This is a genomic window from Streptomyces sp. NPDC048636 (genome assembly GCF_040650655.1).
In the GTDB taxonomy this organism is placed as follows: domain Bacteria; phylum Actinomycetota; class Actinomycetes; order Streptomycetales; family Streptomycetaceae; genus Streptomyces.
The window spans coordinates 1-13,724 of the sequence record NZ_JBEZHR010000018.1; the positions used below are offsets into that span (position 1 = coordinate 1).

5 protein-coding genes, 1 tRNA gene and 1 rRNA gene are annotated in these 13,724 nt (G+C 69.4%); 6 read left to right on the plus strand and 1 reads right to left on the minus strand.

Annotated features, from left to right (window positions below; genetic code table 11):
- The 3 genes from rrf to AB0C66_RS32100 all read left to right on the plus strand — a co-directional run.
- Positions 1-93 (plus strand): 5S ribosomal RNA (gene rrf / locus AB0C66_RS32090); the annotation flags it as partial.
- Between the two features lie 104 nt (positions 94-197).
- On the plus strand, positions 198-896 hold the full coding sequence (locus tag AB0C66_RS32095; protein WP_362446659.1) for a DegT/DnrJ/EryC1/StrS family aminotransferase: 699 nt from the start codon (positions 198-200) through the stop codon (positions 894-896).
- Positions 897-958: 62 nt separating this feature from the next.
- Positions 959-1,034 (plus strand) — tRNA-Thr (locus AB0C66_RS32100).
- A 92-nt stretch (positions 1,035-1,126) separates the two neighbouring features.
- On the opposite strand, the gene AB0C66_RS32105 is transcribed toward AB0C66_RS32100, so the two are convergent.
- Positions 1,127-3,751: a SpoIIE family protein phosphatase gene (locus tag AB0C66_RS32105; protein WP_362446992.1), complete on the minus strand. Its 2,625-nt coding sequence runs from the start codon at positions 3,749-3,751 to the stop codon at positions 1,127-1,129.
- Positions 3,752-4,003: 252 nt separating this feature from the next.
- On the opposite strand from AB0C66_RS32105, the gene AB0C66_RS32110 reads away from it, so the two are divergent.
- The 3 genes from AB0C66_RS32110 (at position 4,004) to AB0C66_RS32120 (ending at position 13,534) form a co-directional block, all read left to right on the plus strand.
- Positions 4,004-9,571, plus strand: a complete 5,568-nt coding sequence (locus AB0C66_RS32110; RefSeq protein ID WP_362446662.1) for a HAMP domain-containing protein — start codon at positions 4,004-4,006, stop codon at positions 9,569-9,571.
- Between the two features lie 274 nt (positions 9,572-9,845).
- Positions 9,846-10,526 (plus strand): response regulator, encoded by a 681-nt coding sequence (locus AB0C66_RS32115; protein WP_362446665.1) that lies wholly within the window; start codon positions 9,846-9,848, stop codon positions 10,524-10,526.
- A gap of 179 nt (positions 10,527-10,705) precedes the next feature.
- Entirely contained in the window at positions 10,706-13,534 is a 2,829-nt protein-coding gene (locus AB0C66_RS32120) for a DNA translocase FtsK (protein ID WP_362446668.1), read from the plus strand.
- Positions 13,535-13,724 lie beyond the last annotated feature (190 nt).

Here is a 13,724-nt window from a genome sequence, read left to right on the forward strand (position 1 = left end):
ACGCCCGGTTACATTTCGAACCCGGAAGCTAAGCCTTTCAGCGCCGATGGTACTGCAGGGGGGACCCTGTGGGAGAGTAGGACGCCGCCGAACAAATTGTCAGAGAGCCCTATCGGGAACTTCGGTTCCCGATAGGGCTCTCTTTTGTTGTGTTGCGGGTCACGCGGTGTTCATGTTGTCTGGGCACGATGCCTGCCATGGGCACTCCTACGGATGAGCTGTGGCGTGAGCTGACCCGGCTGGGTATCCGGCCGGGCGACGAGGTGGTCGTGCCGTCGTACGGCACCCCCGAAGCGGCGGAAGCGGTGCTGCTGGCCGGCGCGAGGCCGGTCTTCGTGGACATCGACGCCGAGACCTTCTGCATAGATCCCGCCGCGGTGGCCGAGGCGATCACGCCCCGGACCGCGGCTGTCGTGGCCGTACACACCTTTGGACACCCGGCCGATATGGCCGGTCTCACCGCGCTGGGCCAGCGGCACGGCGTTGAGATCGTCGGCTATGGGGCTCAGCCCGAGCCCGTCGGAGAGATCCTGCGGCGGCAGGCGAACGCGGCCTATCTCGACGGAAAGCTGCGCGGCGTCATCACACCCGCCGTGCGGCAAGGAATGGAACACACCTACCAGCAGTACGTGGTGCGGGTACCCGGCAATGGCCGCCCCGACCGCGACGCCTTCGCCCGTACGCTGCGCTCTCGCGGCGTCGTCTGCCACGTTCCCGTCCAGACGCCCGCACACCGCACGGCGCGGTTCCGGCGCGATCTGTGGCTCACGGAGACCGAGCGGGCGGCCGATCAATGCCTCTCGCTGCCCGTCGATCCCGCCATGTCGCGGCGGGAGTTGCAGCGGGTTGTTTCGGCATGCAACGCACTCGGGGGACTGTTGCAGTCAGCCGCCTGAGCGACCGGGGCGGAGTGGTCGGGAGCGTACTCGAGTTCGGGTATGATCTATCCCGTTGCCGCGCCCCAATAGCTCAGTCGGCAGAGCGTCTCCATGGTAAGGAGAAGGTCTACGGTTCGATTCCGTATTGGGGCTCCACAGAAGAAGGCCCCCGCCAAAAGGCGGGGGCCTTCTTCGTGTTCGGGCTCCCGGGACCGACGGGTGGGGGACCCGGCAAGCGCCCCCGTCCGTCAGGCGTCGTGCGGTTCGGGGACGCGCATCGCCAGGATGGCCATGTCGTCGGAGGGCGGATCCGCGGCGAAGCGCTCGACGGCCCGCAGCACTCGCGCGGCCACCGCGCCCGCGGTCAGCCCCGTGCAGGTGGTGAGGACATCGGTGAGGCCCTCGTCACCGAGCATCCTGGTGCCCTCGCGCCGCTCGGTGACCCCGTCGGTGACGCACAGCAGGACGTCGCCCGGATCGAGGGTGATGGTCTGCTCGTACAGCTCCAGGTCCTCCATGACGCCGAGCAGCGGCTGCGGTTCGGCGGCCGCCTCGACGCTGCCGTCCTGGCGCAGCCGCAGCGGCAGGGGATGTCCGGCGCAGACGACCTTCAGGACCGCGCTGCCGTCGTGCTGCGGCCACAACTCCCCGTAGAGCAGGGTCAGGAAGCGGCTGCGGGCGCCCTCGTCGAGGATGGCCGCGTTGAGCCGCTCCAGGACCGCCGGGCCGCCGAAGCCCTCGCGGGCGAGCAGTCGCAGCGCGTGCCGGGCCAGGCCGGTCACCGCGGCGGCCTCCGGGCCGGTGCCGCACACGTCGCCGATGGCGAAGCCGTAGGCGCCGTCACGGATCGGGAAGAGGTCGTAGAAGTCACCGCCGACCTCGTTGCCCTCCCCCGCCGCGCGGTAGATGACCTCGACCTCGACACCGGGGACCTCGGGCTGCTCCGGCGGCAGCAGGCTGCGCTGGAGGGACTGGCTGATGGCGGTGCGCTCCGAGTACAGCCGGGCGTTGTCCAGGGCGAGTGCGGCCCGGCGGGAGAGGTCCTCGGCGAGCTCCAGGTTCTCCTGGCGGAAGTGCTCGTCGGTGGGCTTGCCGAGGATCAGCATGCCGATCACGCGGTTGCGGGCCACTAGGGGCAGGACGACCGTCTCGCCGCCCACCGCGGAGGCCGTCGCCAGGGAGGCGCCCGGACCGGAGGAGGGGCGGGCGGAGTCGCCGAGGCTGAGGCTGCGCAGTGAGGTCCGCAGGGCCGCGGCGTGGGCGGCGTCGTACGGGCCGGACCAGCCGCGGGCGCCGCCGGTGGGCACCTGCTCCGGTGGATCGATCTTCGTCAGCAGGGCCTTGAGGCCGTCGATGCGGTCCTCGTCCTCGTGCAGGACGTAGGAGAGCTCGGGCTCGGAGACCTGGTCGGCGACGGTGTAGACGGCGCACCAGCTGGCGAGGGTGGGGACCGTCATCTGGGCCATCAGCGCGAGGGTCTGGTCGCGGTCCAGGGTGCCCGCGAGCAGGTCGGACGCCTCGACGAGGAAGGACAGCGAGCCACGGCGCAGCCGCTCCAGCTCGGTGAGGCGGGCCCGTTCGACGGCGAGTGCGATGCGGTCGGCGGCGAACTGGAGGCGCAGCGCCTCCTCGTTGCTGTAGCGGCCGGGGGACTCGGCGGCGACGCCGAGCGAGCCGGTGAGCCGTCCCTCGACCTTGAGCGGGACCGTGACGACCGACCGCATTCCGGTGTTGACCAGGAGCGGGACGGCGCCGGGCATGGCCGACAGGTCTTCGTGGACGGCGGGCATACGGGCCGAGCCGTAGCGGCCGGTGCCCGCTTCGACGGGGACGCGGGCGAAGCGCTGGCGGGCGGAGGGCAGCCCGGTGGAGGCGCGCACCTCCAGCTCGGTTTCGTCGTCGGTGGCGAGCAGGAGATAGGCGGCGTCGCCGTCGAGCATGTCACGGGCGCGCTCGACGGTGCGCTGGAGCAGCCCGTCGAGGTCGTCCGGCGCGGGGGAGCCGATGAAGACCTCGAAGGCGTCGGAGGCGGCGCCGCGCTCGGATTCGCCGCTGTCCTGCGCCACCGCGCGCAGCGGACTCTGGAGGACGGCCCGCTCCAGGTCGCGGACGAGCAGACAGACGGTGGAGGGCTCGCCGTCGGCGTCGCGGACGCGCAGGTGCGAGGCGTAGACCGGGGAGACCCGGCCGTCGGCCCCGCGGATGCCGTAGGAGCCCTCCCAGCGGGAGAGCTGGAGGGCCTCGGCGACACCGGTGCCGGTGCCGGGGGTGTGCGGCCAGGCCGCGAGGTCGGTCAGCGGTTTGCCGATGACCTGCTCCGGGCTGTAGCCGAACAGCTCCTGCGCGTCGTCGTTCCAGTCGCTGATGAGGGCGCCGCTGTCGACCTGGACGACGGCGACGCGGACCCGGGCGTCGGCGATGGGCAGGGCGCTGGAGGGCAGTGCGGGGCCGGCGGCGCGGGTCCCGGCCGGGCGGTCGGGGAAGTCGAGCTGGAACCAGACCTGCTTATGGGTCGCGGAGTACTCGACTCCCCAGCGTGCCGCGAGGGCCGCGCAGAGTAGCAGACCGCGGCCGCCCTCACTGTCGGGGCTTCCGAAGTGGTGACCGCCGTTGCTCTGCACCGGAAGCTCGCGCTCCGGGTAACGGTCGGCGACCTCGACGCGTACGCCGGTCTCCGCCCGGACGCAGACCACATCGGCTGTCGTACCGGCATGGACGACGGCGTTGGTGACCAGTTCACTGGTGAGGACGACAGCGTCGTCAACGATGTCGGTGAGACCCCATCCTTGCAGCGTGTCCCGGACGAACGTGCGGGCGGCGGCGACCGAGCGTCCGACCGGCTCGAAGGTGGCGGCTGCCCGCGCGGTGATCACAGGTCTCCTCATATGTGTCTCGGCGATCTGCTCACCCATGTCGCAGCGCCCCTCCGATGCCCTGGCCGGATGCCAGGTTACTTACCTCCACCGCGCTCGCGAATGCCGGTCGGCACTGATTCCACTCCAGAGTGTGCTGTACGCGGTGTGCGATGCTGCCGAACTGTTATGGCCTGGTTGGGCCATGGTGAAACACTGGGCAAGCTGGAAGAAGAACCCGACGAGGATGGTCAACCCTGCGGGAGGGACACGGTGGAGTCTGGCGCAGCGGCGCGGGGCACGAATACGCGCGCGAAGGGCGGACGGTCCCGTAGCAATGGGACGACTGAGGTGGAGACGGCTGCCCTGAACCGGCTGCTGACCGCCATGACGGCGATGCGGGACGGAAACTTCCGCAAGCGTCTGACGGTCTCGGGCGACGGGATCATGTCCGAGATCGCCGCGGTCTTCAATGAGGTGGCGGAGCGCAACCTCCAGCTGACCGGCGAATTGACCCGGGTACGGCGGGTGGTCGGCCGGGAGGGCAAGCTCACCGAGCGGCTGGAGACGGGCGCCTGCGAGGGGCAGTGGGCGGCCGCCATCGACGCGTCCAACGCGTTGGTGGACGATCTTGTGCGGCCGGTCTCCGAGGTGGGACGGGTGCTGTCGGCGGTCGCCGAGGGCGACCTCGAGCAGCGCATGGACCTGCGGGCGCAGGGCGCCGACGGTTCGGCGCATCCGCTGCGCGGTGAGTTCCTGAAGGTGGGGCGCACCGTCAACGGCCTGGTGGACCAGCTCTCGGCCTTCACCGACGAGGTGACCAGGGTCGCCAGCGAGGTCGGTACCGAGGGCAAGCTGGGCGGCCAGGCCCGGGTGCGCGGAATGTCCGGTTCATGGAAGGACCTCACGGAGTCCGTCAACACGATGGCCTCCCGGCTCACCGCGCAGGTGCGGGATATCGCGCTGGTGACCACGGCGGTGGCCAAGGGTGATCTCTCCCGGAAGGTCACGGTCCATGTGTCCGGGGAGATGCTCGAGCTGAAGAACACCGTCAACACGATGGTGGACCAGCTGTCCTCGTTCGCCGCCGAGGTGACCAGAGTCGCCCGTGAGGTGGGCACCGAAGGTGAGCTCGGCGGTCAGGCGAAGGTGCCCGGGGTCGCGGGGGTGTGGAAGGACCTGACGGATTCGGTCAATCTGATGGCCGGAAATCTCACCGCCCAGGTGCGTGGGATCGCTCAGGTGACGACCGCGGTCGCCAATGGCGATCTGTCGCAGAAGGTGACGGTGAGCGCACGCGGTGAAGTCGCGCAGCTCGCCGACACGATCAACACGATGACCGAGACGCTGCGCACGTTCGCCGACGAGGTGACGCGGGTGGCCAGTGAGGTCGGGGCCGACGGGCTGCTGGGCGGTCAGGCGCAGGTGCCGGGTGCGGCGGGTACGTGGAAGGACCTCACCGATTCGGTGAACACCGCCTTCCGTAACCTCACCGCGCAGGTGCGGGACATCGCCCAGGTGACCACGGCGGTGGCGAACGGCGATCTGTCGCAGAAGGTCACCGTGGATGTGGCCGGCGAGATGCTGGAGCTGAAGAACACCGTCAATACGATGGTGGACCAGCTCCAGTCCTTCGGTGCCGAGGTGACCCGGGTGGCCCGGGAGATCGGTGTCGAGGGTGAACTGGGCGGCCAGGCGCAGGTGCCGGGTGCGGCGGGTACGTGGAAGGACCTCACCGATTCGGTGAACACCGCGTTCCGCAACCTGACCGGACAGGTGCGCAATATCGCCCAGGTGACCACGGCGGTGGCGAACGGCGATCTGTCGCAGAAGGTCACCGTCGATGTCTCCGGTGAGATGCTCCAGCTGAAGAACACCGTGAACACCATGGTGGATCAGCTGTCGTCCTTCGCCGACCAGGTCACGCGGATGGCGCGGGACGTGGGCACCGAGGGGCGGCTGGGCGGTCAGGCCCGGGTGGACGGCGTCAGCGGCACCTGGAAGGACCTCACCGACTCCGTCAACTCGATGGCGGGGAACCTGACCTCGCAGGTGCGCGGGATCGCCCAGGTGACCACCGCCGTCGCCCGTGGCGATCTGTCCCAGAAGATCGAGGTGGACGCGCGCGGCGAGATCCTCGAGCTGAAGAACACCATCAACACGATGGTCGACCAGCTCTCGGACTTCGCGGAGCAGGTGACCCGGGTCGCCCGTGAGGTGGGTACGGACGGCCGTCTGGGCGGTCAGGCGCGGGTGCCCGGTGTGGCGGGCGTATGGCGCGACCTGACCGACTCGGTGAACGGTATGGCGGGCAATCTGACCGCTCAGGTCCGTAACATCGCCCAGGTGGCGACCGCGGTCGCACGAGGTGACCTCTCGCAGAAGATCGACGTCGATGCCCGCGGTGAGATCCTGGAGCTGAAGAACACCCTCAACACCATGGTGGACCAGCTGTCCTCCTTCGCGGAGGAGGTCACCCGGGTCGCCCGCGAGGTGGGTACCGAGGGCCAGCTGGGCGGCCAGGCCGAGGTGCAGGGGGTCTCCGGCACCTGGAAGGACCTCACCCAGTCCGTCAACGGCATGGCCAACAACCTCACCTCGCAGGTGCGTTCCATCGCCGAGGTGACGACGGCGGTCGCCAAGGGCGATCTGTCAAAGAAGATCACCGTCGACGCCAAGGGCGAGATCCTCGAGCTCGTCACCACCGTGAACACGATGGTGGACCAGCTGTCCTCGTTCGCCGAGCAGGTCACCCGGGTGGCCCGCGAGGTGGGCACCGAGGGCCAGTTGGGCGGTCAGGCGCGGGTGCCGGGTGTCACCGGCATCTGGAAGGACCTGAGCAACAACGTCAACCTGATGGCCAACAACCTCACCATCCAGGTGCGGAACATCTCCCAGGTCTCGGCCGCGGTCGCCAACGGCGATCTGACGAAGAAGGTGACGGTCGAGGCGCGCGGCGAGGTCGCGGCGCTGGCCGACACCGTCAACACCATGGTGACCACGCTGTCGTCGTTCGCCGACGAGGTCACCCGGGTGGCGCGCGAGGTGGGTACGGACGGCATCCTCGGCGGTCAGGCACGGGTGCCCGGTGTGTCGGGCACGTGGAAGGACCTCACCGAGTCCGTGAACTCGATGGCGTCCAACCTGACCGGCCAGGTGCGCAACATCGCGATGGTCACGACGGCGATCGCCCAGGGCGATCTGACCAAGAAGATCGACATCGAGGCGCGGGGCGAGATCCTGGAGCTGAAGACGACCATCAACACGATGGTCGACCAGCTGTCCTCGTTCGCCGACCAGGTGACCCGGGTGGCCCGTGAGGTGGGCACCGAGGGCCAGCTCGGCGGTCAGGCGCGGGTGCGGGACGTGGCGGGCACCTGGAAGGACCTGACCGAGTCGGTGAACGAGATGGCCGGGAACCTGACCCGTCAGGTGCGTGCCATCGCCGAGGTCGCCACGGCGGTGACCCGCGGCGATCTCAACCTCAAGATCGACGTGGATGCCTCGGGCGAGATCCAGGTCCTCCAGGACCACATCAACACCATGATCGCCAACCTGCGCGAGACCACGCTCGCCAACAAGGAACAGGACTGGCTGAAGGGCAATCTGGCCCGGATCTCCGGTCTGATGCAGGGACGGCGCGATCTGGAGGACGTCGCCCGGCTCATCATGAGCGAACTGACCCCGGTGGTCTCCGCCCAGCACGGCGCGTTCTTCCTGGCGGCGCCGATCGGCGAGGGCACCGAGGTGGTGGCCGACAGCACCTCCGAAGAGGGCTATGAGCTGCGTCTGATCGGCAGTTACGGCTACTCCCACGGGTCGATGCCCACCTCCTTCCGGCCGGGCGAGACCCTGATCGGGACGGTGGCCGAGGAGAAGCGGCCGATCCTGGTGGAGACGGTGCCCCCGGGCTACCTCAAGATCGCTTCGGGTCTTGGCGAGGCGGCCCCGGCGCATGTGATCGTGCTGCCGGTGCTCTTCGAGGGCCAACTGCTCGGTGTGGTCGAGCTGGCGTCGTTCCAGCCGTTCGCGCAGATCCAGAAGGACTTCCTGAACCAGATCGCCGAGATGATCGGCACCAGCGTCAACACCATCAGCGTCAACACCAAGACCGAGGTGCTGCTGAAGCAGTCGCAGGAGCTGACCGAGCAGCTGCGGGAGCGGTCGGCGGAGCTGGAGAACCGGCAGAAGGCCCTCCAGGCGTCCAACGCGGAGCTGGAGGAGAAGTCGGACCGGCTGGCCCGGCAGAACCGCGATATCGAGGTGAAGAACACCGAGATCGAGGAGGCGCGGCAGGTGCTCGAGGAGCGCGCCGAGCAGCTCGCGGTCTCGATGCGCTACAAGAGCGAGTTCCTGGCCAATATGTCGCATGAGCTGCGCACCCCGCTCAACTCGCTGCTGATCCTGGCCAAGCTGCTCGCCGACAACGCGGACGGCAACCTCTCGCCGAAGCAGGTGGAGTTCGCCGAGACCATCCACGGCGCGGGCTCGGACCTGCTGCAACTGATCAACGACATCCTGGATCTGTCGAAGGTCGAGGCGGGCAAGATGGATGTCAGTCCGACCCGGATCGCCCTGGTCCAGCTCGTCGACTATGTGGAGGCCACCTTCCGGCCGCTGACCGCGGAGAAGGGGCTGGACTTCTCGGTGCGGGTCTCGCCCGAGCTGCCGGCCACGCTGCACACCGACGAGCAGCGGCTGTTGCAGGTGCTGCGCAATCTGCTGTCCAACGCGGTGAAGTTCACCGACACCGGCGCCGTGGAGCTGGTGATCCGGCCGGCGGGCGGCGATGTGCCCAACGCGATCCGGGAGCAGCTCCTGGAGGCGGGCGCGCTGCGCGCACCGGACGCCGACATGATCGCGTTCTCGGTGACCGACACCGGGATCGGTATCGCGGCGAGCAAGATGCGGGTGATCTTCGAGGCGTTCAAACAGGCCGACGGGACCACCAGCCGTAAGTACGGCGGCACCGGTCTGGGTCTCTCCATCAGCCGGGAGATCGCCCGGCTGCTGGGCGGTGAGATCCACGCGGCCAGTGAGCCGGGCCGCGGTTCGACCTTCACGCTCTATCTGCCGCTGCACCCCGGCGAGCTGCCGCCCCAGGGCTATCCGCAGCTCGGTGCGGGCGCACCGGCGTCCGCCCTCGCGATCCCGGGCAACTCGGCCTCCGGGCCGCGCACCCCGGCCGCGCTGGAGAGCGGCACCGTCGGGGAGAGCGCCGAGAACGGGGCGGTGGCGGAGCCGGAGCACGTGCCCGACGCGTCCGCCAACGGCGGTCAGCGGGCGTCGGGGCTGTACCGGCGGCAGCGGACCGAGCGGGAGAACGGGCAGCCGTCGGCCGAGCCGCAGGGGCAGTCGGCCGACCGCGGGGCGGGCAGGCGGGGGCGGCAGGCCCCGGAGCACGCCCCGGAGCCGTGGCTGCTGGGCGGCCAGGACCTGGTCGTACCGGAGCCGGTGAGTGGCTTCCACGGCGAGAAGGTGCTGATCGTCGACGACGACATCCGCAATGTGTTCGCCCTCACCAGCGTGCTGGAGCAGCACGGACTCCAGGTGCTGTACGCGGAGAACGGCAGGGAGGGCATCGAGGTCCTCGAGCAGCACGACGATGTCGTGCTCGTCCTGATGGACATCATGATGCCGGAGATGGACGGCTATGCGACGACGGCGGCGATCCGCAGGATGCCGCAGTTCGCCGGACTGCCGATCATCGCCCTTACCGCGAAGGCGATGAAGGGAGATCGTGAAAAGAGTATTGAGGCTGGCGCGTCGGACTATGTCACCAAGCCCGTCGACACCGATCATCTTCTTGCGGTGATGGAGCAGTGGATGTCAGAGCAGTGACCTGCGGGACGCCGGGCGCGTCTGTGGTGTTGACTGACTGTCGCCGAACACGTGTGGGAACGCGGTATTCGGGGAACCTTCTGGTCTCCCGCCGCGTTTCTGCTACGTGCACAGTGACATCGCGGTGACAGGGTGTGGCGAACAGCGGGGTGCGGCTACCATGACCGGCACAAGGACGGGCGGCGCAAGGGAGTCGTCCCCTGGGGCGGCGCCCGGTGCTTCTCTCAGCTCTTCGAGCTGGGGAGACCCCAAGCCGGGACGAGGAGGACGGGGCATGGTGCAGAAGGCCAAGATCCTCCTGGTCGATGACCGGCCGGAGAATCTGCTGGCGCTGGAGGCCATTCTCTCCGCGCTCGATCAGACCCTGGTGCGGGCATCGTCAGGGGAGGAAGCGCTCAAGGCGCTGTTGACGGACGACTTCGCGGTCATCCTGCTGGATGTCCAGATGCCGGGCATGGACGGATTCGAGACCGCCGCGCACATCAAGCGGCGTGAGCGGACCCGTGACATCCCGATCATCTTCCTCACGGCGATCAACCACGGTCCGCACCACACCTTCCGGGGCTATGCGGCGGGCGCGGTCGACTACATCTCCAAGCCGTTCGACCCATGGGTGCTGCGCGCGAAGGTCTCGGTCTTCGTCGATCTGTACATGAAGAACTGCCAGTTGAGGGAGCAGGCATCGCTGCTGCGGCTTCAACTGGAGGGCGGTCAGCCCGCGGCCGGTGAGGACGCCAAGGAGTCGGCGGGGCTGCTCGCCGAGCTCTCCGCCCGGCTCGCGGCCGTCGAGGAGCAGGCCGAAGCGCTGTCCAAGCAGTTGGACGAGTCGGCCGACGCGGCCGCGGTGGCCACCGCGGCGCATCTCGAGCGCAAGCTCACCGGTCTGCGGCGGGCGCTGGACGCCCTGGAGCCGGGCGCGGGCAGCGGGGCCAGCCAGGTCCCCTCGAAGAACTGACCGCGGCGCACCCGCGAGAGGCCGTCCGCCCGCGGCCACCCGCCCCTTTGACGTCCTGTCACCGTCCCTGCACCGCACGGCTCACCGCACGGCCGTATCCGGCGCCCGCGTGACGTCAGTGGCGCCTGATGCGCCCACCATGCGTGCTCCGTACGGCGGACGCGGGTAATCTCGCACCCATGGCCTCTCGTACGTCCGGCAAGGGTTCCCCAGGCACGGCGGGCGCCCCGAAGAAGCGCGCCGGGCAGTCCGGAGGCGCGGTGAAGAAGTCGCCCGCGAAGAAGGCGGCGGCCAAGAAGGCACCCGCCAAGAAGTCGGCGGCGCCGGCGAAGAAGGCCGCGCCGAAGAAGAAGGCGGCAGCGAAGGCGCCGCCTCCGGCGCCCAACCCCACCAGCGGTGTCTACCGCGCCGTGCGCGCGGTGTGGATGGGCCTGGCGCGCGCCGTCGGGGCGACGTTCCGCGGCATAGGACGCGGCGCCAAGGGGCTCGACCCGGCGCACCGCAAGGACGGCAGCGCGCTGCTGCTGCTCGCCCTGGCGCTCATCGTCGCCGCGGGCACCTGGTCGAACCTGGACGGACCGGTCGGCGACCTGGTCGAGATGCTGGTCACCGGCGCCTTCGGACGGCTCGATCTGGTGGTGCCGATACTGCTGGCCACCATCGCCGCCCGGCTGATCCTCCACCCCGAGAAGCCGGAGGCCAACGGGCGGATCGTGATCGGGCTGTCCGCGCTGGTGATCGGTGTGCTGGGGCAGGTCCACATCGCCTGCGGGGCCCCGGGGCGCGGTCAGGGGACCGAGGCGATACAGGACGCGGGCGGCCTGATCGGCTGGGGCGTCTCCCGCCCGCTGATCTACGCGACGGGCGAGGTGCTGGCCGTACCGCTGCTGGTGCTGCTGACCGTCTTCGGGCTGCTGGTCGTCACCGCGACACCGGTCGCGGCGATTCCGCAGCGACTGCGGACGCTGGGCGTCCGGCTGGGCCTGCTCCGGGACGAGGAGGCGTTCGCGGACACGGGGACGGACGCGGAGTACGCCGAGGAATGGCGTGATACGCCCGCCAGACGCGCGCGCGGGTCCGCTCCGGCCCGTGGAGCCGCCGACGTCGTGGACGACCATGCGCGGGCCGAGGAGGAGGCGCTGCGGGGGCGCCGCCGTCAGCGCCGCAGTCAGCCCGTGGAGCCGCCGCGGGACCGCCCCCGGGACGCGGTGGACGTGGCGGCCGCGGCCGCCGCCGCGCTGGACGGCGCCGTACTGCACGGTGTGCATCCCTCGCCGCTCGTCGCCGGGCTCAGCAACGGGATCGCGGTGGACCGCGACACCGGTGAGATCAGCGGCGCTCCACCGGAGCCGTCCGAGTCGTCGGAGCCGGGTGAGGCCGGTCCGCAGCTCACGAAGCCCGCCGCCGGGGCGAAGGGCCGCGGGGACCGCGGCGGTGAGCCGGAGGGCTCCCGCGTCCCCGATCTCACCCGGCCGACGGCCGAAACGGGTGAGCCGCTGCCGCCGCGCGCCGAACAGCTCCAGCTCTCCGGTGACATCACCTACTCGCTGCCCTCGCTCGAACTGCTGGAGCGCGGCGGGCCCGGCAAGACGCGCAGCGCCGCCAACGACGCCGTGGTCGACTCGCTGACCAAGGTGTTCACGGAGTTCAAGGTCGACGCGTCGGTCACCGGCTTCACCCGCGGTCCGACGGTCACCCGCTACGAGGTGGAGCTCGGCCCGGCGGTGAAGGTCGAGCGGATCACCGCGCTGACCAAGAACATCGCGTACGCGGTCGCCAGCCCCGATGTGCGGATCATCAGCCCGATCCCGGGCAAGTCCGCGGTCGGCATCGAAATCCCCAACAGCGACCGCGAGATGGTCAACCTCGGCGATGTGCTGCGCTCGGCGGACTCCGTCGGGGACGACCACCCGATGGTGGTCGGCCTCGGCAAGGACGTCGAAGGCGGCTATGTGGCGGCCAACCTCGCGAGCATGCCGCATGTGCTGGTGGCGGGCGCCACCGGATCCGGCAAGTCGTCCTGCATCAACTGCCTGATCACTTCGATCATGGCCCGGGCCACTCCGGACGATGTGCGGATGGTGCTGGTCGACCCCAAGCGGGTGGAGCTGACCGCGTACGAGGGCATTCCGCATCTGATCACGCCGATCATCACCAACCCCAAGCGTGCGGCGGAGGCCCTCCAGTGGGTCGTCCGCGAGATGGATCTGCGCTACGACGATCTCGCGGCGTACGGTTTCCGCCATATCGACGACTTCAACGCGGCGGTCCGCAAGGGCAAGGTCAAACAGCCCGAGGGGAGCGAGCGGGAGCTCAAGCCGTATCCGTACCTGCTGGTGATCGTCGATGAGCTGGCGGATCTGATGATGGTCGCGCCGCGTGACGTGGAGGACTCGATCGTCCGGATCACCCAGCTCGCGCGTGCGGCCGGGATCCATCTGGTGCTGGCCACCCAGCGGCCCTCGGTGGATGTCGTCACCGGTCTGATCAAGGCCAATGTGCCCTCGCGGCTCGCCTTCGCCACCTCCTCACTGGCCGACAGCCGGGTCATCCTGGACCAGCCGGGCGCCGAGAAGCTGATCGGCAAGGGCGATGGGCTGTTCCTGCCGATGGGTGCGAACAAGCCGGTCCGGATGCAGGGCGCCTATGTCACCGAGAGCGAGGTCGAGGCCGTCGTCGCACACTGCAAGGCGCAGATGGCACCGGTCTTCCGCGAGGACGTGACGGTCGGGACGGCGAAGAAGAAGGAGATCGACGAGGAGATCGGCGATGATCTCGATCTTCTGTGCCAGGCCGCTGAGCTGGTCGTTTCCACTCAGTTCGGGTCGACGTCGATGCTTCAGCGCAAGCTGCGGGTGGGTTTCGCCAAGGCCGGGCGGCTGATGGACCTCATGGAGTCACGGGGGGTAGTCGGGCCGAGCGAGGGCTCCAAGGCGCGCGATGTGCTGGTGAAGCCGGATGAATTGGATGGCGTGCTGGACGTGATCCGCGGTAAAGCTCACTCGTAAGGGTTGGGCGGGCAACCGTTTCCCCTGCCGAGACGTCAAGTTGAGGGAGGTGGCGGAATGAGGTCGCACCATCATGGTTGCGGGGCAATCCCGATGGCGGACAAACTCCGTCCTCCCGCTTGCCCGACCCTTTCGTCCCACCCCTAGACTGAACCTCCAGCAGGTGGCTACACGCTCGAAAGGCGCCCCC